This is a genomic window from Bacillus sp. AFS077874 (genome assembly GCF_002566505.1).
Taxonomy (GTDB): Bacteria; Bacillota; Bacilli; order Bacillales; family Bacillaceae_G; genus Gottfriedia.
The window spans coordinates 1-24,847 of sequence record NZ_NUYF01000008.1 but is presented as its reverse complement, the minus strand read 5'-3'; the positions used below and the strand labels follow the sequence as shown (position 1 = coordinate 24,847).

At 32.2% G+C, this 24,847-nt stretch carries 28 protein-coding genes and 1 pseudogene; 9 read left to right on the top strand and 20 right to left on the bottom strand.

The genetic code is table 11. The features are described from left to right. Positions 1-173: 173 nt before the first annotated feature. The 4 genes from hemW to gpr all read right to left on the bottom strand — a co-directional run bounded on the left by hemW (position 174) and on the right by gpr (position 4,977). On the bottom strand, positions 174-1,310 hold the full coding sequence (gene hemW / locus COJ46_RS09065; RefSeq protein ID WP_097978150.1) for a radical SAM family heme chaperone HemW: 1,137 nt from the start codon (positions 1,308-1,310) through the stop codon (positions 174-176). A gap of 261 nt (positions 1,311-1,571) precedes the next feature. Beyond that, on the bottom strand, positions 1,572-3,392 hold the full coding sequence (lepA, locus tag COJ46_RS09060; RefSeq protein ID WP_097978151.1) for a translation elongation factor 4: 1,821 nt from the start codon (positions 3,390-3,392) through the stop codon (positions 1,572-1,574). Between the two features lie 109 nt (positions 3,393-3,501). Beyond that, positions 3,502-3,852, bottom strand: a complete 351-nt coding sequence (locus tag COJ46_RS09055) for a DUF3679 domain-containing protein (RefSeq protein ID WP_069035097.1) — start codon at positions 3,850-3,852, stop codon at positions 3,502-3,504. Between the two features lie 24 nt (positions 3,853-3,876). After that, a complete protein-coding gene (gene gpr, locus COJ46_RS09050) occupies positions 3,877-4,977 on the bottom strand; it encodes a GPR endopeptidase (RefSeq protein ID WP_097978152.1) in 1,101 nt (366 codons plus the stop codon). Positions 4,978-5,196: 219 nt separating this feature from the next. Between gpr and rpsT the strand changes: the two genes are divergently transcribed. Next, positions 5,197-5,463: a 30S ribosomal protein S20 gene (rpsT, locus tag COJ46_RS09045; RefSeq protein WP_056472820.1), complete on the top strand. Its 267-nt coding sequence runs from the start codon at positions 5,197-5,199 to the stop codon at positions 5,461-5,463. An 81-nt stretch (positions 5,464-5,544) separates the two neighbouring features. Here the strand turns inward: rpsT and COJ46_RS09040 are convergent, their stop codons facing one another. Next, positions 5,545-6,354 carry an aminoglycoside adenylyltransferase domain-containing protein gene (locus COJ46_RS09040; protein WP_098565848.1) on the bottom strand — a complete coding sequence of 270 codons (810 nt, stop codon included), beginning with the start codon at positions 6,352-6,354 and terminating at the stop codon, positions 5,545-5,547. 183 nt (positions 6,355-6,537) lie between these two features. Continuing rightward, positions 6,538-7,542, bottom strand: coding sequence for a DNA polymerase III subunit delta (holA, locus tag COJ46_RS09035; protein WP_176522626.1), 1,005 nt, complete (start codon positions 7,540-7,542; stop codon positions 6,538-6,540). Between the two features lie 209 nt (positions 7,543-7,751). Between holA and COJ46_RS09030 the strand changes: the two genes are divergently transcribed. Continuing rightward, positions 7,752-7,886, top strand: a complete 135-nt coding sequence (locus tag COJ46_RS09030) for a YqzM family protein (protein WP_097978154.1) — start codon at positions 7,752-7,754, stop codon at positions 7,884-7,886. 39 nt (positions 7,887-7,925) lie between these two features. On the opposite strand, the gene COJ46_RS09025 is transcribed toward COJ46_RS09030, so the two are convergent. Next, positions 7,926-10,265 (bottom strand): DNA internalization-related competence protein ComEC/Rec2, encoded by a 2,340-nt coding sequence (locus COJ46_RS09025; RefSeq protein WP_097978155.1) that lies wholly within the window; start codon positions 10,263-10,265, stop codon positions 7,926-7,928. Positions 10,266-10,276: 11 nt separating this feature from the next. Beyond that, positions 10,277-10,894, bottom strand: coding sequence for a helix-hairpin-helix domain-containing protein (locus COJ46_RS09020; protein WP_097978156.1), 618 nt, complete (start codon positions 10,892-10,894; stop codon positions 10,277-10,279). A gap of 89 nt (positions 10,895-10,983) precedes the next feature. Here COJ46_RS09020 and comER point away from each other — a divergent pair, with 89 nt between their 5' ends. Beyond that, the gene (comER, locus tag COJ46_RS09015) at positions 10,984-11,799 is read left to right on the top strand and encodes a late competence protein ComER (protein ID WP_097978157.1); all 816 of its coding nucleotides are present in this window, start codon (positions 10,984-10,986) and stop codon (positions 11,797-11,799) included. Between the two features lie 120 nt (positions 11,800-11,919). Here the strand turns inward: comER and COJ46_RS09010 are convergent, their stop codons facing one another. The 7 genes from COJ46_RS09010 to COJ46_RS08980 are packed head-to-tail and all read right to left on the bottom strand — an operon-like array spanning position 11,920 to position 16,405. Beyond that, complete coding sequence (locus COJ46_RS09010; protein WP_097978158.1) at positions 11,920-12,663, bottom strand: class I SAM-dependent DNA methyltransferase; 744 nt, start codon at positions 12,661-12,663, stop codon at positions 11,920-11,922. After that, on the bottom strand, positions 12,660-13,016 hold the full coding sequence (rsfS, locus tag COJ46_RS09005; RefSeq protein WP_097978159.1) for a ribosome silencing factor: 357 nt from the start codon (positions 13,014-13,016) through the stop codon (positions 12,660-12,662). The genes COJ46_RS09010 and rsfS overlap by 4 nt, the downstream gene beginning before the upstream one ends. A 4-nt stretch (positions 13,017-13,020) precedes the next feature. After that, complete coding sequence (yqeK, locus tag COJ46_RS09000) at positions 13,021-13,596, bottom strand: bis(5'-nucleosyl)-tetraphosphatase (symmetrical) YqeK (protein ID WP_097978160.1); 576 nt, start codon at positions 13,594-13,596, stop codon at positions 13,021-13,023. A gap of 37 nt (positions 13,597-13,633) precedes the next feature. Next, complete coding sequence (gene yhbY, locus COJ46_RS08995; RefSeq protein WP_097978161.1) at positions 13,634-13,924, bottom strand: ribosome assembly RNA-binding protein YhbY; 291 nt, start codon at positions 13,922-13,924, stop codon at positions 13,634-13,636. After that, positions 13,918-14,754 carry a shikimate dehydrogenase gene (gene aroE, locus COJ46_RS08990; protein ID WP_097978162.1) on the bottom strand — a complete coding sequence of 279 codons (837 nt, stop codon included), beginning with the start codon at positions 14,752-14,754 and terminating at the stop codon, positions 13,918-13,920. Before aroE ends, yhbY begins: the two co-directional genes overlap by 7 nt. Before the next feature lie 23 nt (positions 14,755-14,777). Next, positions 14,778-15,887 carry a ribosome biogenesis GTPase YqeH gene (yqeH, locus tag COJ46_RS08985; protein WP_097978163.1) on the bottom strand — a complete coding sequence of 370 codons (1,110 nt, stop codon included), beginning with the start codon at positions 15,885-15,887 and terminating at the stop codon, positions 14,778-14,780. Beyond that, positions 15,884-16,405 (bottom strand): YqeG family HAD IIIA-type phosphatase, encoded by a 522-nt coding sequence (locus COJ46_RS08980; RefSeq protein ID WP_097978164.1) that lies wholly within the window; start codon positions 16,403-16,405, stop codon positions 15,884-15,886. Before COJ46_RS08980 ends, yqeH begins: the two co-directional genes overlap by 4 nt. 261 nt (positions 16,406-16,666) lie before the next feature. Between COJ46_RS08980 and sda the strand changes: the two genes are divergently transcribed. Beyond that, positions 16,667-16,807: a sporulation histidine kinase inhibitor Sda gene (gene sda / locus COJ46_RS08975; protein ID WP_069035227.1), complete on the top strand. Its 141-nt coding sequence runs from the start codon at positions 16,667-16,669 to the stop codon at positions 16,805-16,807. 128 nt (positions 16,808-16,935) lie between these two features. Here sda and COJ46_RS08970 read toward each other — a convergent pair whose 3' ends face one another. Beyond that, a complete protein-coding gene (locus COJ46_RS08970) occupies positions 16,936-17,715 on the bottom strand; it encodes a phosphatidylserine decarboxylase (protein WP_097978165.1) in 780 nt (259 codons plus the stop codon). A 290-nt stretch (positions 17,716-18,005) separates the two neighbouring features. On the opposite strand from COJ46_RS08970, the gene COJ46_RS08965 reads away from it, so the two are divergent. The 4 genes from COJ46_RS08965 (at position 18,006) to crcB (COJ46_RS08950) (ending at position 20,694) form a co-directional block, all read left to right on the top strand. After that, positions 18,006-18,623, top strand: coding sequence for a GTP pyrophosphokinase (locus COJ46_RS08965; protein WP_097978166.1), 618 nt, complete (start codon positions 18,006-18,008; stop codon positions 18,621-18,623). Positions 18,624-19,135: 512 nt separating this feature from the next. Next, the gene (locus COJ46_RS08960; protein WP_176522628.1) at positions 19,136-19,897 is read left to right on the top strand and encodes a CPBP family intramembrane glutamic endopeptidase; all 762 of its coding nucleotides are present in this window, start codon (positions 19,136-19,138) and stop codon (positions 19,895-19,897) included. A gap of 51 nt (positions 19,898-19,948) precedes the next feature. Then, positions 19,949-20,338, top strand: coding sequence for a fluoride efflux transporter CrcB (gene crcB, locus COJ46_RS08955; RefSeq protein WP_097978169.1), 390 nt, complete (start codon positions 19,949-19,951; stop codon positions 20,336-20,338). After that, entirely contained in the window at positions 20,335-20,694 is a 360-nt protein-coding gene (gene crcB, locus COJ46_RS08950; protein ID WP_097978170.1) for a fluoride efflux transporter CrcB, read from the top strand. The genes crcB (COJ46_RS08955) and crcB (COJ46_RS08950) overlap by 4 nt, the downstream gene beginning before the upstream one ends. Positions 20,695-20,757: 63 nt before the next feature. Here the strand turns inward: crcB (COJ46_RS08950) and COJ46_RS08945 are convergent, their stop codons facing one another. Then, entirely contained in the window at positions 20,758-21,210 is a 453-nt protein-coding gene (locus tag COJ46_RS08945) for an SRPBCC family protein (protein WP_097978171.1), read from the bottom strand. 181 nt (positions 21,211-21,391) lie between these two features. Between COJ46_RS08945 and COJ46_RS08940 the strand changes: the two genes are divergently transcribed. Then, positions 21,392-21,937: a GNAT family N-acetyltransferase gene (locus tag COJ46_RS08940; RefSeq protein WP_097978172.1), complete on the top strand. Its 546-nt coding sequence runs from the start codon at positions 21,392-21,394 to the stop codon at positions 21,935-21,937. A gap of 66 nt (positions 21,938-22,003) precedes the next feature. Here COJ46_RS08940 and COJ46_RS08935 read toward each other — a convergent pair whose 3' ends face one another. The 3 genes and pseudogenes from COJ46_RS08935 to COJ46_RS08925 form a co-directional block, all read right to left on the bottom strand. Further along, on the bottom strand, positions 22,004-23,236 hold the full coding sequence (locus COJ46_RS08935) for an aminopeptidase (protein ID WP_097978173.1): 1,233 nt from the start codon (positions 23,234-23,236) through the stop codon (positions 22,004-22,006). 217 nt (positions 23,237-23,453) lie between these two features. Beyond that, positions 23,454-24,554 carry a prephenate dehydrogenase gene (locus tag COJ46_RS08930; RefSeq protein ID WP_097978174.1) on the bottom strand — a complete coding sequence of 367 codons (1,101 nt, stop codon included), beginning with the start codon at positions 24,552-24,554 and terminating at the stop codon, positions 23,454-23,456. Positions 24,555-24,590: 36 nt separating this feature from the next. Then, positions 24,591-24,847, bottom strand: a pseudogene (locus COJ46_RS08925) (bifunctional 3-deoxy-7-phosphoheptulonate synthase/chorismate mutase); the annotation flags it as partial.

The following is a 24,847-nucleotide window of genomic DNA, read 5'->3' as shown; positions in this document are numbered from 1 at the left end:
AGCACTCTTATCTAGTGAGTGCTAAATATATTATTAACTTAACAAATCCTTTATACGATGTCAAGAAGTTAAAGGAAGGAATAAAGAAGTGCAGGATTAATGGATTAGGAACTATTTAATACATCTGATTTAACTATTGTCCCTTATCTAATCCGCTTCTCCTGCTGTTCACACTAAAGTAAAAATGCTTGAAATACTTCGTTTCCTAGTAACTTCCCTTTGTGAGTTAATCGAAGAAATACTCCATTCATCTCGACTAATCCATCTTTCATTAGTTTTTCAATTACGTTCGGAAATACTTCATTAAAGTTTGAGCCAAATTTTTCTTGGAACTTTCTTTCCGAAACTCCCTGCATTTTACGTAACCCTAAAAACATTTCTTCTTCCATTTTTTCTTGCTTTGTTACCGTATGCTCATGAACAATTGGGACACCAGTATCATCGATCAACTGAAAATATTTCTTTAATGGTCCTGCATTTGAATATCGAATTCCATTAATATAGCCATGTGCTCCTGCACCAAATCCAAAATACTCTTCATTATTCCAATAAACAAGATTATGCTTACTTTCTAAGCCATTCTTTTCAAAATTGCTGATTTCATATTGATGAAAACCTTTTTCTTCTAAATACTTCATTAAAAAGTCATACATAGCTGCTTCATCTTCTTCAGGAGCCGGCTTAAGCTTGCCCCTATTCATTTCTATGTAAAACACAGTTTTTGGTTCAATAATTAATGAATATGCTGAGATATGCTGAATCGGTAACTTCATTGCTTTATCTAACGAATCAACGAATTGTTCCATTGTTTGACCAGGTAATGCATACATTAAATCAAGATTGATATTATCAATTCCAACTTCTTTGGCGGTTTGAATTGCTTCTTCTATTTCATTAGGTGAATGTGTTCTTCCAATCTTTTTAAGTAAACCTTCATCAAATGTTTGCGCTCCAAAACTAATTCGATTCACTCCACCATCTTTTAAAATTTGAAGCTTCTCTTTTGAAATTTCATTCGGATTACTTTCAAAAGTCATTTCAATTTCTTTATTCCCTTTAATGATATGTTTATTAATCATATCTACTAACGTTTGAGTTTGAGGCAAAGTTAATGCAGTAGGAGTTCCTCCACCTACAAAAACTGTTTTCAAATCTGAAATCGGATTTCTTTTTAGACTTTCAACAATTTCTTTCTCAAGATATTCTAAATATTGATCAACCGGCTGACGGTCCATCATAAATTTATTAAAATCGCAGTAGTAACAAATCTGCTGACAAAATGGTATATGAATATAAACGGAAGATGCCATACCTTCTCCTCTTTTCTATGTGAAAAGCCCCTGATTCAATACCATCTAAGGTGAGATTCAGGGACTTTTGTTGATTTTAACTTTATGATTGTATATTTTCTTATCATATTTGTCTAATTAATCGCTTTACTTTTACTAATCATTATTTACATCTTACTTTTTATTAATAACAATTTGGGTAAAAAAATAATGATTCTTAAATTAAAAATGCCACCGTAAATAAATTACGGTGGCATTTTTAGGATGAATTCCTATTAATTATTAGTCATCCATACGTAAAACAGCCATGAATGCCTCTTGTGGAACCTCTACAGATCCAACAGCTTTCATTCGCTTTTTACCTTCTTTTTGCTTGTCTAATAGCTTACGTTTACGTGAAATATCCCCACCGTAACATTTTGCTAATACGTTTTTACCCATTGACTTAATTGTTGAACGAGCAACGATTTTTTGTCCGATTGCCGCTTGAACTGGTACTTCGAACTGTTGTCTTGGAATAAGTTCTTTTAATTTTTCAACGATAATTTTTCCACGGTCATAAGCAGCGTCTCTATGAACGATAAATGATAGAGCATCTACTTGTTCACCGTTTAATAAAATATCCATTTTCACAAGTTTAGAAACTTTGTAGCCAATTAGCTCATAGTCAAATGATGCATAACCTTTTGTACTTGATTTTAATTGGTCAAAGAAATCATAAACAATTTCAGATAATGGAATTTCGTAAGTTAATGTTACACGGTTAGCATCTAAATATTGCATATCAATAAAGTTCCCGCGTTTCTTTTGGCAAAGCTCCATGATTGCTCCAACAAAGTCATTTGGAACCATAATTTTTGCTTTTACGTAAGGCTCTTCCACTCGATCAATTGATTGAGGGTCTGGCATATGAGCAGGGTTATCAACAATAATCATTTCGTCTTTTGTTGTGTAAACATTATAAATAACACTTGGTGCTGTTGTAATTAAATCAATTTTGAATTCACGTTCAATACGCTCTTGAATGATTTCCATGTGTAATAATCCTAAAAATCCACAACGGAAACCAAACCCTAAAGCTTGTGAAGTTTCTGCTTCAAATTGTAAAGCTGCATCATTTAATTGAAGCTTTTCAAGTGCATCACGTAAATCATTATATTTAGAAGTATCAATTGGATATAATCCACAGAATACCATAGGATTTAATTTACGATAACCTGGTAGTGGCTCAGTTGCTGGATTCTCAGCGAGGGTAATTGTATCCCCAACGCGAGTATCTCCAACATTCTTAATAGAAGCTGTTAAGAAACCTACGTCACCTACAGTTAATTCGTCTCGTTGTGTAGTGCGAGGAGTGAATACTCCAGCTTCAACTACTTCAAATTCTTTACCTGTAGCCATCATTCTAATTTTTTGGCCTACTTTTACAGTACCTTCTACAATACGAATATAAGCTACAACACCACGATATGGATCGAATAATGAATCAAAAATAAGTGCCTTTAAAGGCCCATCTGGATCACCTGTTGGAGCAGGTACTTTCTCTACGATTTGTTCTAAAATTTCTTCTATTCCGATTCCTGCTTTAGCAGATGCTAATACCGCTTCAGAAGCATCTAGACCAATTACTTCTTCAACTTCTTGTCTTACACGTTCAGGCTCTGCACTTGGTAAGTCAATCTTATTAATAACCGGTAAGATTTCTAAGTCATTATCTAAAGCTAAATATACGTTCGCCAATGTTTGAGCTTCGATACCTTGTGCAGCATCAACTACAAGAATTGCGCCTTCACAAGCAGCTAAACTACGTGAAACTTCATAAGTGAAGTCGACATGTCCAGGTGTATCAATTAAATGAAGAATATATTCTTCTCCATTTTTGGCTTTATATTGTAACTGCACAGCATTTAATTTAATGGTAATTCCACGTTCACGCTCTAAATCCATTGAGTCTAATAGCTGAGACTTCATCTCACGCTGAGTTAATGCATTTGTTTTCTCAAGAATTCTATCTGCTAATGTAGATTTTCCATGGTCAATGTGTGCGATGATTGAAAAGTTTCTAATTCTCTTTTGTCTTTCTGATCTTGACTCTTTATTCATTTCATCACTCCTAAATTTCTCGACAGCATAGATAGTTTTGATTATATCAAAGAAATAGGGAAATATTCAATCTATATTAGCAGTATATGTCGAATGAAGTTTAGAAGGTCTAATTAAAGCTATCAATAATAGAAGGAATTTTTTCAACAATCTTAACCCCTTTTTCAGTTACATACGTAACAAAATGGGATAGTCCTTTACCAACAACTGTAAAATAATTAAATGCCCCTAATCTTTCTAAATGATCTTCTCTAATTGCTAGTCCTTCTTTCGTGTAATCCTTTCCAAAAAGTACTGGACCAGCTTTCCCATCTTCTTTTGAGATTTTTACTACATCGTCTACATGATAGTAATCAGTTGAAGTAACTTTACTTATTCCATCTTTTGCAACTTGCATACAAGTAATGATTGTTATCGAAAAAATGATGATTAGTGTAAAATACCGAACCATATATTTCATTTGTTTCTCCTCACTTACGAAATATTAATGAGTATATGAGCCAATATTGTCTTGATTAATTTTAGAATGCAGAGCAGCGTTCATACCGCCAGCAATAATATTTGCCATATCTTCAATAAATGTATCCACTTCTTTTGGTGTAACCATTAAGTTATGACCTAGTGGCGATAGTACTTCATGAATTAATTTCCGTTTTTCATTCTCTTCAAGTGTTCCTACAATCCCCATAAATGCCATACGTTCTTTTTCATTAGGCATATCTTCGTCGGTATACTTTTTCTTTTCTCCAAATGCCATTCCTGAAGGGATTAGCGCTTTAGCAGGCTTGTCTCCCTCTTTTATTTCTCGTCCAAAATGTTTTAAAATGAAGTCAATTGTATCACTTGTAATAGCAACAGCATCAACAACAGTTGGAACGCCAATAGCAATTACTGGAATACCTAATGTTTCCTTACTTAATTCCTTACGTTTATTCCCTATCCCAGAACCTGGATGAATGCCATTATCTGTAATTTGGATTGTTGTATTAACTCGCTCAATGGACCTAGCTGCAAGCGCATCAATTGCAATAACAAAATCTGGTTTTACTTTATCAATGACACCTGAAATAATATCGCTCGTTTCAATTCCAGTTATCCCCATTACACCAGGGGATAAAGCACAAACTGGACGATATCCATCTTGTACACTCTCAGGCTGTAATTCAAAAAGATGCTTCGTAACAACTAAATTTTCAACAACCATTGGACCAAGTGCATCAGGCGTCACATTCCAATTTCCTAATCCGACTACTAAACAAGTTTGATCTTCCGTAATGCCTAAATTTTTTAGGAATGCAGAAAACTCGTTTGCAAAAACTTTTTCAACCTTTTCTTGAAGTTCAGTATCTTGTTCACGAATTCCCTGAACTTGAAGTGTTAAATAATTCCCTGGCTTTTTACCGATTCTTTCAGATGCCGATTCTTTAATATGAACATGAGAAATACTTACACCATCTGCTTCACGTTCTTTGACGATTACGCCGGTAATTTCTTCCTTTGTCTGTTCACGCTCCTCGAGCATCTCTTTTGCCTCTACTGCTAAATCTGTTCGAACACTATATTGACTTAAATCTAACTCACTCATTTATCTAGCCTCCACAATACTCATCGAAATTTAACAATTCTCTTCTTAACTAGTTTAGCTAGATGTTACCAATTCTAAACGAGTTGTTTATTTTTCTTTTGAAAAGGCGAAAATAGCTTTATGAATTCTATTGCCAAATGGGACTTGTTTTGATAAAATAAGTTTTGTTCTATTTGTATTCGAGGCAAATTTCTCGACTGCATTCGGGAGGTGAAAGGTATGCCAAATATTAAATCAGCTATTAAACGTGTAAAAACAGCTGAAGCTCATCGTGCTCACAACGCATCTCTAAAATCAGAAATGCGTACTGCAGTGAAAACTGTTGAAGCTTTAGTTACTAATAACGAAACTGAAAAAGCGCAAGAAGCTTTATTAACTGCTTCTAAAAAATTAGATAAAGCTGTTAACAGCAATCTAATCCACAAAAACGCTGCTTCACGTCAAAAGTCTCGTTTAGCTAAAAAAGTTAACGCTATGAACGCGTAATGAATTAAATGGTGTCTCATCTGAGACACCATTTTTTCGTGCAATAAAGTTTTGTTTTTTAATTTCAAAAGACAGGTCCACTTATCGTATAAGTTTATTACATTCGCGAATCATAAACTCCATATAATCAATTGCATCTTTTCTTCTTGTAAAAATTGATTTGTAATATGATTTTTTTTGATTAGTTCGTAATCTCATTGACTCGGTAATAATCTTATGCCATCTTTTCGGAACAGCCTCTAAAACATATTCACCTGCTCCTACTTTCGATGTAATATCTTTTTCTTTAAATGTATAATAAAGTCGAGAAATTCCCAAAATCCCCCATTCAATACTTCTTAAACTTATAAATAAACTCAAGTATTTAACTGTAGGAAACTTCTTACTTTTGTTTAACCAGCTAAGCCAATAAGAATTAAGATTGTCTCTCATATTAGCTAGTATTATATCCCAGTTTACCGAAATATCCACATTATCAATATTTAGCCCTCTGACAGTTATGCCGTATTTTTTTAATTGAAAAGCATCTATGGAGTTCTTTTGAAATTTATTTAAACCTTGAAACTTCCCATCATTGAAACGAATACATAAATTTCCTTCTTCATTTAAGGACATGATATCTTCATTAAGAATATACCACCCATCCAAAATTGTATTAGGAAACTTTCTTTGCATATCTTTATGAATTTCTCTCAGTATTTTTACATCGGCATCAGATACTTTACGCTTAACAACTGCTATAAAATCGATATCGCTAAATCCATTCTTAAAAGCACCTAATGTAATCGATCCATAAAGATAAAATGAATCAATTAAATTGGGTAATTTTAAATCAAAATATTGTAAGTATGTATCTAATACAACGTTTATTTCTTTAGGAATTTCCTTCATTCACCCATCTCCCAAATAGCTCTTATTGGTAAATATTAACAATTACTACATTATAACAAATTGTAAAAGTTGTAGACTGAAAATCGTGGCCTTTTTATAACACAAAAATGGCAGTCCAATTTAATGTTATCGGACTGCCATTTGATTTGTTTTTATACTCATTTAAGACTGTATTTCTTATATTTATTTATTTAATTGAAGAATCAACATTTCAAGGATCATAACCTTATCTCCTTGACCAGTTTTCATTTTGTAATCAACTTCAGCAATTAATCGTATTGCTTCTTTCAATTCACTTGCTTGAAAGTTATTCGCTTGCTTTTGTCCATAAAACACTCTTCCTGGTGATACACCAACTGAAGAGGCAATTTGATTATTTGAATATCCACTACTTGATAATTGTTTTATTCCATACAATAATCTAAACTGACTAGCTAACAAGGCAACTATTTTTATCGGTTCTTCACCTATAAATAATAATTCATGAAGAATTTTAAGTGCCTCAGTTGTCTGTCTTACTGCTGTTTTTTCAATAAGAGAAAAAACGTTTTGTTCAATGGTTTTTGCTACCATCATTTCTACTAGGTCTGCATCAACTTCGCCTTCATTCCCAATAAACAATTGTAGCTTCTCACATTCAAGTTTTAAAATTGATAAATTATTTCCAACTAGTAATTTTAATTTTTCAATCGCATCTTTAGTAATCGTTACATTCCCAGTGAACCGCTCTTTAATCCAGCCGTCTAAATTACTCGTTTCAACAGGATGACATTCAACTAGCTCTACTTGTTTTTTTATCGCTTTTGTTACTTTTTTCCGCTCATCCAATTTTTCAAAAGGAGCAACAAAAACAACAGTAGTAAAAGGCGCAGGATTTTCAATATAATCAAATAGTGGTTCTATATCTTGTACAATTTTTTCTTTTTGAGCTGTTAAAAACAAACATGATTTTATGATGATGACTTTATTTCCACCGAAAAAGGACGGTGTTTGTGCATCCTCAAGAGCTTCACTTAAATAAGACTCTTTTAAATCATATGTTTGATAGTTAAAATCATCAATTTCTCCTTGTAAAGCTGCTTTCACGATTAAGTTTTCTGCTTCTTGAAGTAAAAAATCTTCAGTACCTACCAATAAATACATTGGCGACACATTCTTTTTCAATTTTTTATGTAAATCATTAATCATGTTTTGCTCCTCTACACTAATTTTCTTAGTATAGTATAACATGTCCTACATGAGAAGGAAGAGATTAGTAAATACTAATCTCTAATTTATATTAACGTTTTAAATAAAGACCCGGTTTCTTCATTTAAAACGGTATAACTAAAACAAACATACTATGGATTTTTTAGTTATATTGATTTATACTAAAATTGAATTAGGAGGGGTTATTTGTGAATACTTTTGAAAAAAATGTTCAAAGCAAACGTAATGATTCAACAGATTCTGGCGTTGGTTTTGCTGTTTCATTTGGTTTCTTCGCTACTCTATTTATCATCGCAACAATTGTGGAGTTTGTTACGAGATAATACATAGAATCAAATGACGGGACTGCCTCGGCAGTCTTTTTAATTTTTTTCTTGGTTTCTGTTATTTGTTTTACGATATGCTTTAAATGTATTTATGGTACCTTGTCCTCTTTTAAATTCATAAGTTATTGCACCAAGTTCATCAGTACGTAAGATTTTAACATTGTACTTTTTTAATCGATCAAGTACTTCTTTTGTTGGATGACCATATCGATTTTTTTCGCCAACTGAAATAATGCCAATTTTAGGCATAACTGCTTTAATAAACCTTTCGGAAGTAGATGTTTTGCTCCCATGATGCCCTATTTTCAAAACATCTGCCTTTAAATCAGGATATTTAGAGATCAGTCGATTTTCTCCATTTTCATCTAAATCACCAGAAAACATCCAATTCTTTCCGCCTATGTATGCCTTTAAAACAATTGACCCTTGGTTTTCCTCACCTACATAGTCTTTAATTGGCGAAATCACTTGAAAATAATTTGTATCGATTTTCCAACTCATACCTTCGCTTATTTTTTTAATTTCGACTCCCTTTTTTATGGCTATACTAATTCTTTCTTTTTCTGCTGAAGTAAATTCCGTCTTGTCACCTACGATTAATTGTTTAACATTAAATGACTGTAGTACCTCTTTTCCACCTCCAATATGATCAATGTCACCATGTGTAAATATTAATTTATCTATTTTACTTATTCCTTCTCCTTTTAATATTGGAATCAATAGATCATTGCCCGTTGAAAATGGCTTTTTACGCTTCATCCATGTTTCTTCTTTACCAGTTAACTTACCTCCAGTATCAATTACATAATTCCCTTTATTAAAAGGCAATTTTATTAGTATACAGTCACCTTGACCTACATCTATAAACATAATCTTTCCAACAGGGTTAATAGAGGGATATACTAAATGCCCGAAAATAAGAATAAAAAAACCAATCAGGCAATTCATCAATAATTTCTTCTCTTTCTGACTTTCCATAAAGTATAAAATTAAAAATATTAACACGATATATATAAATAGAATTCCTTTTGAAGGATGTATAAAAATCAACTTAATAAATGGTAATTGCATGCAAATACTCAATAATTTATCTGACATGTTAATAAAGAATGTTAGCAATAATGTTAACATTTCGCTGATTTCTAAATTAATAAAACTTAAGCCAAAACAAAAAATACATAGTGGCATTATAATAAAACTAATATAAGGAATGAAAAGTAAGTTGATTATTATACTGTAAGGTGATAATTCATGAAAATTAAAAAGTAATATAGGGATTGATGCTAATTGGGTAATACTCGATGTATAAAGAGCCCTTGCATACCAAGATTTGTAATTTAAAATTTGTTCAGAAGTTAAAACCAGTACAAAACTTGTTACAAAGGAAAATTGAAATCCAATATCATCAATATAATTTGGTTTTGTAAATAACATGATTATACAAGAAGTGAATAATAGTGAAGTAATGTCAACTTTCATTTTTGCTAACTTGTAGAAGCAAACTAGAACCCCAATAATAACTGCCCTGACAACTGATGCTGAAGCACCTGCAAGAAATCCATACGATATAATACACAAAATCGTTATAAATAAACTGGTTTCCTTCGTTACTCCAATTCTAATTAAGAGAAAATAGATACCAAGACTCAATAAACTAATATGAGAACCGCTAATCGCAAGTAAATGCACAATCCCAATTATTTGATATTGAGATTCTGTAATTGCATTCATTTTTGTACGGTCCCCAAATAGTAGAGCATTAATATAACCTTCTGTATTGGAATTAAAATTTACCTCTACATATTTAGTTAAAGCATGTCGACTATAATTTATTGATTGAATGATGGTTCGTTTTCCATTTTCACAATCCCCTAAACTATTTGGATTAGCAGTAATAATCCAGTGAATCCCTTTATTTAATAAGTATTTCTTATAATTAAACAAGTATGGGTTCGAGTTTTCTAAAGGCAATGTAACCTCACCTTTTACTTCACATATTTCACCAATTTTTCTTTTTTGAAAAACTTTTAATTGTTCTTTTGTATTAGCAAAACTATTAAGTAAGATCTCTTGATTATGGAGTTTAAATGTAAACGAAACCTTATTACCATCTATTATTGGAGTAGAAGTAATTTCACCACGAACATTTTGCGTGGGCTTTGGTTTAGAGGAAATCACTTTATTGTTTTGTAGGTAACATATACTAGAGGTAATACATAGCGAAATAACACAAATTATTAAAAGCAGCCATTTTTTCTTTCCGACTAAAAAAATCATTAAAATGAGTAATATTAATATAAAGAATAAATTATCGCTTTTAAAAAAGACGATTGTTATTATTTGTACAAAAACAATATAAGCCAGATAAATACTCATAATAATTTAAATTAGCGAATGACAATATACGGAGTCATTTTTTCAAGGGATTTTTTGCCGATTCCATTTACAGATTCTAATTGTTCTACTGAAGTAAATGGTCCGTTTTGATCAATATACTCTAAAATATTTTTTGCTTTCGCTGGACCAACACCCGGTATTTTTTCCAAATCTGACTGTGATGCATGGTTTATATCAATCATCTCATTTTGTTTGGTTTCATCCCCTCTATTAGTAATGATAGTTTGATCGGTTTCTTCTCCATTGAACGGTACATAAATGACCATCTCGTCAACTATTTTTTCGGCTAAATTAACCTTATTAACATCAGCTTTTTCTTTAAATCCCCCCGCCAATCTAATCACGTCAAAAACACGTTCTCCTTCATTACATTGGATTACACCTGGTTTTTGTATTGCACCTTTTACATCAACCATAAATACTTTTGAATTCACTGGCATACTAACTTCTTTTTTCTGATCATCTTTCTTCTTTACTATTTCTTCTTCAATTGATTGTTTCGCAAAAACCACTTCATTTTTACGCTCGGTTTGATAAAAATTCACGACTAATATACCGACAATTACGAGACCGAGCCAAACTAGTTTATTATGAATTAACTTTTTCATTATTAGTCCTCCATTTAACTTATATCATTATTTTCGACCTTGCTTCATATAGTGTAGGAGAGAATGTATGCAAAGGAAGGGATGTACTCATGAACGTAGGAATCATAGGTACAGGAAATATGGGCACTATATTGCTCAATGGATTTATAAAATCAAATGCCGTGAAGCCCTCCGAAATAACTGTTACAAACCGCTCAATGTATAAAGCTTATGAGCTAAAAAATATATATCCTGATTTAAATGTTGTTGAGACAGCCAAAGAAGTAATTACCGCTTCTGAAATTGTATTAGTGTGTGTAAAGCCTTTAGAAATTCAGCCACTTTTATCATCTTTACAAAAATATTTCACTAAAAAACATTGCGTTATATCGATCACTAGTCCAATTAATGTTGAACAATTAGAGGCGATCTTACCATGTCAAGTTGCACGCGTTATTCCAAGTATTACGAATCAAGCATTGAGTGGGGTAACTTTAGTTAATTTCGGGAATAGGTGTACGGCCAAAAGTAAGGAACAAATAATCGAACTTTTTTCGAACATATCTAAGCCAGTCATGATTACAGAAGATATCACTAGAGTTTCATCGGATATTGCAAGCTGTGGACCCGCATTTTTTAGTTACTTGCTTCAAAAATTTATCGATGCGGCTGTTTGTCAAACTTCAATTTCAAAAGAGCAAGCAACGATCTTAGCTGAAGAAATGATTATTGGTTTTGGAAAACTAATTGAACAAAAACATTTTACGCTTGAGACACTTCAAGAAAAGGTATGTGTAAAAGGCGGAATTACTGGTGAAGGTATTAAAGTATTAGAAGCACGAGTAGGAGATTTATTCGAAGAAATTTTTGAAAAAACACATGATAAGTTTGATAAGGAAATTGAGCGAGTAAAGGAACAGTTTTGATTATCTTAAAAATGATTATACTGCTTTACTTCATTCGTAACAAAAATACAAAATTCAATTTTGTACGTCTAACAAAGAAAAAAACCCTTTAAGAAAAGGAATTTTCTTAAAAGGGTTTTTTTATTTTTTCATTGCAATAAAAAAGATTCGTTCAGAAGTATCATCTACATCTTCATCGAAATCTGCTATGATTTCTTTTACTTCGAATCCAGTTTGATTTAACAATGATTTATACGTATTTATTGGAAATGTTCTTTGATTGTGATACTCTTCGAAGCGTTCATATAAATCACGATTTTCCTCTTTCATAAAGAAAACTAAATCATGTTCAACACTTAATGGATGTTCCCCTTGCGTACAAGACCAGACTAAGCTTAACTCTGCATCATCAATAAAAAATGTCTCTTCACCAAAGATTTCTTCAATTTTATATGGAGAATGTACATCAAATAAAAATAAACCATTATCTTTTAAGCTTTCATTTACTCTTATAAAGGTTTGTTTCACTTGATCTTCTGTTTCTAAATAATTAAGTGAATCACAGAAAATCGTTACACAATCTAATTGATCAAACCCTTCTAATTCCACCATATTTTGTTGAAAAAAAGGGATATTAACTTTTTCAATTTCTGCTTTAGCCATTGCAACACTTAACATTTCCTCAGATAAATCAACCCCGCTAATTGAATAATTCAATTTTGCCAATGAGATGGGTAATGTACCTGTTCCACAACCTATATCTAAAATTGAAGGCTGAAGCATTTCATATTTTTGAAATGCATCTTTTAGGAATTGAACCCATCTTTCATATGGGACATCATTCATTAATTGATCATACAAATACGCGAAGCGATTGTATGTCATGAAAGAAGCTCTCCGTAAACATCAAGAGAAGGTGCATCTCCCCAAAGTTTTTCTAAGTTGTAATAGTTTCTTTCGTCGCGATGGAAAACATGAACGACAACGTCACCGATGTCTACTAATACCCAACGAGCTTCGTCAAATCCTTCTAGACGTTTAACATCTTTACCATTTTGTAGAGCTTGATCTTTCACTTCTCTTGCAATAGCCTGAACTTGCTTATCTGAATTACCGTGACAAATAATGAAATAATCTGCAATTGCAGAGATTCCTTTCATATCTAATACGACTAAATCCTCAGCTTTTTTATCGTCAGCAGCATTTACAGCTAGCTTCATTAATTCTTTTTCATTCATTTTTTTATTCCCCCTGGCTTTTAACTTGCTTTAATATTGAGTTATATGTTTTAACCGTTAATGGGTAGACTGTTTGTTCTTTATCAATCAAAAATGTAATTGTATTTTTTAATGCAAATAATAAAGCTCGATCTAAATCTTGATCCGCTAATCCACGAGCTTCCTCTACACCTGGAAAATTACGATTAGGTTCAATATAATCTGCTACATATATTACTTTATCTAATAAATTCATCTCTTTATGACCACTTGTATGATATGTGATTGCTTGTAATATCTCTTGATCATCAATTCCATATTCATGTTCAGTAAGATATGCACCAACAGGAGCATGCCATAATTCTTTATTGTACTTTAAAAGCTTTAATGAAAGTTTATTTTCTTCCATTATTGATTTTAAGTCTTTAATCGGCATGCATTTTGCGACATCATGGAAAATTGCAGCTAGTTCTGCTTTTTTTACATCCGCACCATACTTTTCGGCTAGCCTAACTGCTGTCTCCATCACACCAATAGTATGTGTAAAACGCCCATTCGTTAGTTTTTCTTTTACAAGTGAAAGTGCTTTTTGTTTATCCATTAATCCGCTTCTCCTCTAATTAACGGTATTTTACATATTAAGGAAGTACGATTGTTTTATTTTCTTCAGACTCTTTATATAAAACAACTGTATGTCCAATTACTTGTACTAGTTCAGCGTTTGTACCTTCAACAAGCTGATCCGCTACATCATAACGATCATCATCACAATTTTGAAGTATACTTACTTTTAAAAGTTCCCTTACTTCAAGCGCTTCTGAAATTTGTTTAACCATATTTTCATTAACTCCACCTTTACCTACTTGAAAAATAGGGTTTAAGTGATGAGCTTTCGAACGTAAAAATCTTTTTTGTTTACCTGTTAACATTTTGTTCCTCCAAGTTTTCTTTCTAATAATGAGTATGCATCAATCGTATTTGGAAAAATTCCCGTCCACTCTTGAAATGCTAATGCTCCTTGATATATAAACATCGGTAATCCGTTTTGTATAGTCGCATTTCTTTCTTCAGCTTCTTTTAAGAATACTGTTTTAAATGGGCTATATATTAGGTCCGATACAATTGCATCTGGTGATAAATTCGTTAGTGCTATTGGCGTGCTATTTTCATTTGGCTTCATTCCAACAGAAGTTGTTTGAATGATAAGAGAAAAGTTACCTAAATGTTCTTCAGCATCTGAAATGGGCATAATATTAACTTCATTCATCAGCTTACCATCTAGTAGATCCTCTGCTTTTTCTAACGTTCGGTTGGTGATTGTAATATGCTTAACCCCTAAGTGCAGTAAACTATAAAGGATTGCTCTAGCAGCACCGCCTGCACCGATGATTAAAATTTTTTCATCTTCAATCGGATTTTTCAAAACATAAGATAAGCCCCTACAATAACCGATTCCATCCGTATTTTTACCATAAAGTTTTCCATTTTTATTGATGACAGTATTAACTGCCCCAATTGCTTTTGCTAATGGATCTATTTCATCTAAGTACTGCATAATTTCTACTTTTAGTGGTGCTGTTACATTAAATCCTTTAACTGTTGAACGAAATTCTGTCATAACTGATTCTAATTCTGTTATCCCAACTTCTTTTGCAGAATAGTGACCCGAAATCTGATTAGAGCCAAACCATTCATTATGCATAGTTGGTGACATTGAATGACCAATCGGTTGACCGATTACATAATATTGGTCTTTCATTTCTCTTAGCCCCCAAATTATTCTTATATAATAGAATTACGAAGAGTTACAGATACACCTTTTGGTACATGAGCAACAATTTTAGCACCTGGTTCATTCACTGTGATCCATCCTAACCCTGAATAAACTATATCAGTTTTAGCATCTTTTATCATAAATTCATGTTTCACTAATTTAGGAAGCTCATTTATTTGTTCACCATATGGTGGGACTAATAATTCCCCAGCTTGTCTTTCATATAAATCATCAGCATTTTCTTGTTTAGTACGATGAATTGATAATTCGTTTGAGAAGTGACAAGTAAAAGAACGTCTTCCACCCTCTAAATAATCAAAACGAGCTAATCCACCAAAGAATAATGTTTGTCCTTCATTTAATTGATAAACCATAGGCTTAATTTCTTTTTTCGGTGTAATAATCTTTAAACCTTTTTTATCAACGAAATGAGCCATTTGATGATGATTAATAATACCTGGTGTATCAATTAGATCACTCTGATCATCAAGTGGGATTTGAATCATATCAAGTGTTGTACCCGGAAAATGCGATGTTGTAATGATATTACTATTCTCTTCACTATAACGTTTAATCATCGTATTGATAAATGTTGATTTTCCAACATTTGTACAACCTACAACGTATACATCCTTACCCTCACGATGCTTTTCAATACTTTCAGCTAATTCATCTATACCAGTGCCTTTTACTGCACTAATTAAATGAACACCTACAGGTTTAAGTCCCCAACGTTTTGCAGTTCCGCTCATCCATTGCGTAAGCTTATTTTTCTTAACTGACTTCGGAATTAAATCTGCCTTATTTCCAACTAATAATATTTTGTTGTTTCCAACGAATCGATTAATTCCATTTAACCAGCTACCAGAAAAATCAAAAACATCAACGACTTTAATAACAAGACAATCCTTAGAACCTATCCCATTTAAGATACGAATAAAGTCCGAATCAGTCAACTCTACATCTTGAATCTCATTATAGTTTTTTAAACGGAAACAACGTTGGCAAATAATCTCATCTTTTTCTAATGAAGATGGCGGTGCATATCCAAGCTTGTTCTTATCTTCTGTTTGAATTTCAACCCCACAACCAATACATCTAACTTCTGTATTACTCACTTTTTATCCTCCCATTGTAGCAATCCTTGCTTCCTTAAGGATGAAAGAATTCTACGTTCTACCATTCGATTAAATCTTGTCCAAATTCCATCTGTACTTGCAACCGGAACAACTAAAATTGTATGAATTCCTTGACGATTACCACCAAATACGTCTGTAAGCAATTGATCTCCAATCATCACGACTTCATTTGGCTTTAAATTCATTTGTTTATATGCTTTTTTATATGATGTAGCGAGTGGTTTACGCGCACGATGAATGAATGGAATTCCTAAAGGATCACAAAACTTTCCAACACGCTCAGCATTGTTATTCGATACAACTGTAATTTTGATTCCTACATCATCCATGCTTTTAAACCATTTCGTTAGCTCTGGAGTAGCTAATGGACGGTCCCACTCTACTAACGTGTTATCTAAATCAGTAATGATCCCTTTTATTCCTAAGCCTTTTAAATGCTCAGGCGTAATTGCATAAACATTATTAACAGTTTCACTCGGTAAAAATTTATTAAACATTATTACACCTCAATATATTCTTAAAATCGTTCGACAAATAACTACAATCATTCTAACTGTGGATAAATCTTATACACATTATCCTTAGTCCAAAAATCTACCTTTTTTAGAATATATAAACAATTTACCCACAACTTATCCACCTTTTTCTGTGGATAAACGAACGATTGTTCTATTTTTAAAAATTTGATACATTAAGTTTACGAAGAAATTCAAAAAACTTATCTCACTCGGAGGTGAATGCCCAACCGGGCAAATAATATGTACAAATTAAATGATGAGTTGTTACTTGAGTCCTACAAAAAAGCTCTAGGTTTACAGCTTGATCCTGCCTTCATTTATTTAATTGAAAAAGAAATTAAACGAAGAGGTCTAGATTACTATATAAAAAAAACATCTTAAACATTTTTATTATTTTCAATATATGCAAATAATACAAGTGAAATTAAAATACAAGCACTCTTTACAATAACAGAAAAAGAACCATCTTTCTATACGATGGCCCTCATTTCGTGAAAAAAAGTGCATACTTAGTGTAATTTACCAAGATTTTGACCAACTCTGATCGCTTGGCCAGATTGAAGTTTCAAATTTGGTGAAAAACTATTAGCTTCAAAAAGTAAAACAACTGTAGAACCGAAAGAAAAATACCCTACTTCTTCACCTTTTTTCAAACGCTTTTCTTTTTTGGTTACTACGATTGTGTTAACAAACATAGCACCAACTTTAATCATCGCAACATGTTTATTGTTTTCAGAGCATAATACTTCTGAAATAACTCGATAATTTTTTGAAAGTGGATCTTTACCATAAGTTAATCCTGCTTTATTTACTGGATAAGATTTAGCACCTAACTCGAATTGTGATACAATTTCGCCTTCGATCGGGCTATGTATACGATGGTAATGGCTAGGACTTAAATACAAGACCATATAATAACCCTCATCATATTTATCTGCCATTTCCTTTGAACCTAACATCTCAATAATGCTATATGTCTTTCCTTTAACGACAAATTTAATATCCATCTCAATTTTCCCACATGACTCTAACACACCATCTACCGGACAAGCTAATTCACTTTCTCCAGCATGAATCGGTCTAGCATTTTGCTTTAGTTCTCTAGTAAACAAAGCATGTAAAGTAGGAAAAACAGTCTCTTTACTCTCATCCATATTTAAATTAAACGCTTTAATATAAGGATTAATAAAAACCCTACTAAATCTAGAAGTAGCAAGCCTACGCAAAAGACCCGAAGTAAAACGATTATTGGTCAACTCTATAAACAAACGATAAAAACTCTGTTTCATCAATGTACTCCTAACTAAAATTATATATATAAATTTATAACATATTATTCCAAAACTAACAAAACCCTAAATGTCTTACTTTCGCTGCTATAAATTGTTTATTCTTATAATATAACTTGCACTCTCTACTTCTTTAATGATCCTGCCATTGCTACCCTTTACTATTCCCTTTACCGAAAACACTTAATATCCCTGTATTTTACTTGTCACTAACTGTTCACCAAGATTTCACACTGAGTTCACATTAAGCTGGTACAATTACTGATGTAATATACATTAGGAGGTTGCCTATGTTGAAAGATCAAAGCTTAGGTGAATGGACTAACACACTTTTAATATATAAATTTGCGTTAGATGAAATCAATACTAAAATTAGAATTTTAAATGAAGAATTTACTTTAACTCATAATCATAATCCAATAGAACACGTAAAATCACGCTTAAAAAAACCTGACAGTATAATAGAAAAGCTTGAGCGAAAAGGATTAGAACTTACCCAATATAATTTGGAAAATTATATGAGTGATATAGCTGGAGTTCGTATTAGTTGTTCATTTATTAGTGATATTTATATGATCTATGAACTATTAAAACAACAAGACGATATCCATATAATAGAAATAAAAGATTATATAAAAAATCCAAAACCAAATGGCTATAAAAGCTTTCATATGATTATTGAAATTCCAATTTTCCTTGCTTCTGAAACAAAAAGAGTAAAAGTGGAAATCCAAATTAGAACCGTTGCAATGGATTTCTGGGCAAGCCTTGAACACAAGATTTTTTATAAATACAATAAAAAGGTACCAAAAGCAATTATCGAAAGTCTGAATGAAGCTTCTGCAACTGTAAATTCATTAGACTTTAAAATGGAAATGATTAGAGATCAAGTAGAACAATTGAATTGAAGAACTAAGGCTAGGCTATTTTCTTTCCTAGTATTCCTAAAATTAAATTTGTAATTGAAAAAACAAGGTATATTGACATACCTTGTTTTTTAGAGTGATGAAATATAAAACGGTCTCTAGAGAAAACAAAATTAAGTGGAACATTAATGATGTTAAAATTCCTTTTTTGGCTAAAGACCCCGCAGGCTTGCCGAGGAGGCGAAAGAATCTCGCCCAATGGAAAGCGAGCATCCTGTAATGGAAATCAACATCACTCTACTCCCTTTATTTCAACAACGTGAAAACAAGTTATATTAGCATACCTTGTTTTTTAATTATGTTTTAGTACATTCACAACTCATATAATCCACTCAATCTTTCATATATTAAATAACAAAGCTTTTAAAAGAATTAAACTCATATATTCTATTTCTAGCTCTTTCAGCTTTAAATTTAAGATAAAATAGGATATGTTAGTATAAATATAAATTAAAAAGTTTATGAACATAGATCAAAAAATTGGAGGAGCCGATTTGGATAATGAATTAAACTATAAAACAATCATTCCAGAAAATATTCCGAATGAACGTAAGTCCGCCTTAAAAACACTTGGCTACTATTTTTTAATATTTATTGTTGGCTTGAACTTACTAATCTTGATTGCTTCAATATGGGGTATGATTTTTGTTAGTGTAGCGGATATAAACCTTACTGAAAAACAATTTGATAATCTTGTAAATACCGTATCAATTTATTCGGATTCAATTTTTGGTGTCCTCAGCTTATTATGGCTCTATTATTATACGAAGAAAAAAGGACTTCTAACTTTAAGACGAATAAATATAAATGTGATTGATGTTGTGATCGTTTTAGGGGCATACGTAGTTCTTATGGCTTCTTCACAACTTCTTGATGTTATTTTTCAACATTTCAATTACTCAATTGCTACGCCAGATAACCAAAAAGCAGTGGAAGGCTTATTACGGACAAATCCAGTCCTTATGATTATATCTGCGGTTATTCTTGCACCAATAAAAGAAGAATGGATTACACGAAAGTTAATTATTGGATCAATTTTTAAAAACTCGCCGATTATTGGTTTAATTGTAAGTTCATTTGGGTTTGGTTTATTGCATATGCTTGCTGGTTTTTCAATCTATGCATTACTATCTTATTCCTTAGCTGGTTTAATTTTTGGTATTATCTATATCAAAACAAAAAAAATCGAAGTTACGATTTTTGCCCATTTTTTAAATAACTTAGTTTCAATTATTGCTTTTTTTATTGTAAACTAACAAAAAAAACGCTCTAAGGAGCGTTTTTATAATGTTTTTATGAGGTGTTTTATGAATTATTTATTTATACTAATCGGAGGATTTTTTGGAGCAATTCTCCGTTACCTAATAGGTCTATCAATCCATCCTCTTTCAAATGGATTTCCAATTCAAACGTTTTTAATTAATATAATAGGATGCTTCTTTTTAGGTTTCTTTTTACCGATGGCTAAAGTTAAATTAAAACCTGAATATACTTTACTAATCGGAACTGGATTTACTGGAGCATTCACTACATTCTCTACTTTTTCACTTGAAAATGTTGCTCTGATGGATGAAAAAAAATTACTAATAAGTTTAGTCTATATCATCTCAAGTTTAGTGATCGGAATAAGTTTGGCGTATCTTGGTTTTAAAGGGGCTGAGAAATTCAACAAAGTAAAAGGAGAAACCTCATCATGATTTTTATTGTTGGAATAGGTGGGGGAATCGGAGCAATTTTTCGTTATGCCCTTGGAAACTATGTTAATAAAAAAGTTAAAACAAATTTCCCTGCTGGAACATTCGTTATAAACATACTCGGATCGTTTATTTTAGGTTTACTAAACCATTTATATCTCGATAGATCGATTTCTACTACAATGTGGCTGTTTATTGGGGTAGGAATATTAGGTGGGTTTACAACCTTTTCTACATTTGGTTACGAATCGATTCAATTATTGGTTGCAAAAAAGTATAAAACTGCGTTATCTTATATCATTTTATCTACTATTATTAGTATTTGTAGTGCATATGTCGGTTTTCATATTTTTAGATGAACCGATAAATTTAAATCTAAAACAAAAACCTCTGTTCCCAGAGGTTTTTTTTATTTTCAATTTTCACCAGCCGAAATCTAGTGTTTTACCAGCTTCTGAATAAGTTTTTACATTACTTAAAATCATTGGCCAGGTTGATTTCGTATTTTCATATGAAGGGTGATTTTCTGGCCATTTGTCGTTTACTAGTGTTAATTTTGTGCATTCACCCATCTCTTCAAGTGTAAGTGTAATTCTAGTTTCTAATTCAGCATGATTTTCACGGTAAACTGGGCCTGGATGTTCTGTATAACTCATCTTTTTATGAGGCTCAAATGCTAGAATTTCCCCATAAACATGCACTGTATGATCTCCAGCTTCTCCTGGTCCGACATATTCATATTGTGCTCCGACTTCAAATGTTGATTTTAAAATACAACCAAAAAAGATAGCTTTAGTTCCTTCTGGCGAAACAAATATGTTCCACACCTCTTCAGGTTTAGCCCCAATATAAAACTCATACTTAAGATCTTCCATTTTCTCATCCTCCATTTGTTTTATGTGTAGAATGATGAATTGATTCTAGATGACACTTCCATTATATACCAAAAACGGATCAACTTATTATTTCATTTATTTTCCAGTACTTATAGATTAAAATTAAATCATACGAAATTTATTTAAAGCTAAAGAATCAATTTTAATGAGGGGTGACAAGATGAAGTTAACTTATGAAGTGATTGACGAGAATCACATTGAATTATGTAAAGATTTATGTAATGAATTAATGACTTTTCAGAAGGCAAAAGCGAAGATAAAACCAGAGTTGTTTGATCGTATGAATTTCGATTCACGTATGGTTCCTTCAGTAAAAAAGGCTATACATAATTATATTGTGATCGTGAAAGATGAAGATCAAATTGTTGGTTACGTTTATTCAAATATTTCTCCAAAAGAAGTATATTCAAGCGAATTTGCAACTTTTTTTGACCTTTCTTCAGTCCATAAAAAGAATGTTGGATGTTTATCTCAATTTTACATTAAAGAAGAATATAGAAAATATGGAGTAGGCTCTAAACTATTCAAAATGTCAATGAACTGGCTAAAGCAATTTGATGATGTAGAGGATTATTTTATCTATGTTTCAAATGGAAATGAAGACGCTCTAGAATTTTATAAACGTAAGGGATTCTCTGTTAGTCATACAATATTAGATGGGTTTATAACGGTTTTAAGAAGTAACGATCAATTTCAAACAATTTAAGAACAGTAAAAATAAAGGGGAGTCCCAAAAAATCTTTTGAGACTCCCCTTTTCTTTTTATTTACTATTAAAATGCCCAGTTACCATTTCTCATGATTGGTTCAACTGAACCATCTTCTTTAATTCCATCGATGTTTAATTCCGCTGATCCGATCATAAAATCAACGTGAGTTAAACTTTGGTTAATTCCTAATTTTTCTTGCTCTTCTGAAGGTAATTTTTCTCCATCCTTCATATTGTTTGGATATGCTTTACCTAAAGCTAAGTGGCAAGAAGCATTTTCATCATATAATGTGTTGAAGAAAATTAAACCTGTATTTGAAATTGGTGAATCATGTGGTACTAATGCTACTTCACCTAGACGGCGAGCACCTTCATCAGTATCTAATAAGTGTTGTAAAGTATCATAGCCTTTTTCAGCTGTGAAATCGACAACTTTACCATCTTTAAATGTTAAAGAGAAGTTTTCAATTAAATTTCCACCGTAATTTAATGGTAATGTCGCTTGAACAGTACCATTTACACCATGGCTATGTGGCATAGAGAAAACTTCTTCAGTTGGAATATTAGGATTAAACCATTTTCCATCTTCACTGTTCGCTCCGCCACCTTTCCATACATGATTATCTACTAAATCTAGTTTTAAATCAGTACCAGGTGCTGTGTAATGTAATGTTTTGTAACGTTTGTCATTTAATTGAACAACTTTTTCTTGTAAGAAATCATTGTGTTTAACCCAAGCTTCAACTGGATTTTCATTGTCAACTCGGCAAATTTTGAATACTGAATCCCAAAGTAAATCCATCGCTTTATCAATTGGTTCATTTGGATAAACTTTTTCAGCCCATTCAACACATGGAATAGCTACAATTGACCAACGAATTCTATCAGCCATCATGTATTCACGATAATTATGTAGTGCTTTGCTAGCTGTTTTATTAAAATTTGCAATACGTTTTGGATCGATCCCTTTTAATAATTCTGGGTTTGGTGAAATTACTGATAAAACAGCACCGCCATTTTCAGCTAATTCTTCCATTGCTGTTACTTTCCAGCCTGGGAATTCTTCAAAAACTTCATCAGGAGCTAGTTCATATTTAGTACGAGTAATTACATCATCATTCCAATCGATGTTTACATTTTTAGCTCCAGCTTCGTAAGCGAATTTTACTACTTTACGAACGAATTCTGCAGCTCCGATTGGTGCATTTATTTGTAATGTTTGTCCTGGTACGATATTAACACCACTTTTTACCGCAAGTTCAGCATATTTTTCTAATGATTTTTCAAACTGAGACATTGATATCCCTCCATGTTTAACGAATTAAAAACCTAACCTACTAAATTATAATATAAAGTTCAGAAAATTGGTACTTAAAAGAGACTGACTATTCATTTTTATCTGAAATGTCAGAGAGACTTTACCTGATTAGCAAATGACTTGATTAGTTGTCGCTATTTAACCAAAAAAAGCACTCTTCAAAGTGCTTTTTTTGTGTAAATAAGTCTGAAATTTTTTATGAAACAATGTATGTTTCATAACCATTAACATTTAGGAACTTTTCAGCTTTCTCTCTGTCATTTTCCGTTTGAAGGCTTATTCTTAGTACACCTGGTAGCCCTTCACGTGATTCAATGATCCTTAGATTCGTAATGCTTACTTGGTGAATCGATAAGATTGTCGTGATGTTAGCAAGCTCACCGACCCGATCTAAAACGTCTACATACAAATCAAAATAACTTGGGATGGCGCCATTTGCTTTTGCTGGCATGTTGTCTCTAAAATCTTTTGATTCCTTGAAATAATGAAAGATGTCTTCTTTATCCTGGCTTTCAACAAGCTGATACATTTTTTTCATATCATCAATCCAATTCGAAATTAATGAAAGCAATGTATCCTTATTTTGTATCACAATATCAGTCCACATTTTTGGGCTGCTTGATGCAATCCTAGTAATATCTCTAAACCCTCCGGCAGCTAAGGCTGTTACTAAAGGCTCGTCCTTCGAGTAAGTTTTAACTTGCTTAACAAGATTAGAAGCAATGAGATGTGGAAAATGGCTTACCACTCCGGTGATTTGATCATGTGTTTCCTCATCAATTACAACAAAATGTGAACCTGTTCCTTTAAGCCATTCTTTTAATTCATCAATTTGATCATTTTTAGTATTTTCACTTGGTGTCAAAATAAAATATGCATTTTCAAATAAATGAACTTTTGCACTCTCGATGCCCGTTTTATGGGAGCCTGCCATTGGATGGCCTCCAATAAAGCAATAACCTTTATCTGTAAGAGTCTTCGAATGTCTCATAATTTCACTTTTCGTACTACCTACATCAGTTAATATGACATCATTCTTAAGTTCATATTCACTTAACATATGTATATATTTTATTGACTCCTCTACAGGACAAGAAAAAATGATTAGATGAGCCTTCTCGGCACAGTCTTTAAGCTGTACCGAGATTTCATCTAAAACTTGAATTCTTTTACCAATTTCAAGTTGTCTTTCGTTTATATCATATCCAATTATATTTACATCATGAACTTTTTTTATTGCCAAGGCAATTGAGCCTCCGATTAATCCTGTGCCAATTAAAAGGACGTTCTTTTTCAAGGCATTCACCGCCTATCCTTCATTAAGTAATATTATTTATGATTGAAGTTTTGCACGGAAGTCTTTTAACTCAAACATAAATTCTTCAAATTGTGGGATATTCATTTGTTGAGCTGAATCTGATAAAGCAACTGCTGGATCAGGGTGTACTTCAGCCATTACCGCATCTGCTCCAATTGCTAATGCTGCTTTTGCTGTTGGTAATAGTAAGTCCTTACGACCTGTAGAATGTGTAACATCTACAACAACTGGTAAATGTGTTTCTTTCTTCAGAATAGGTACTGCTGAGATAT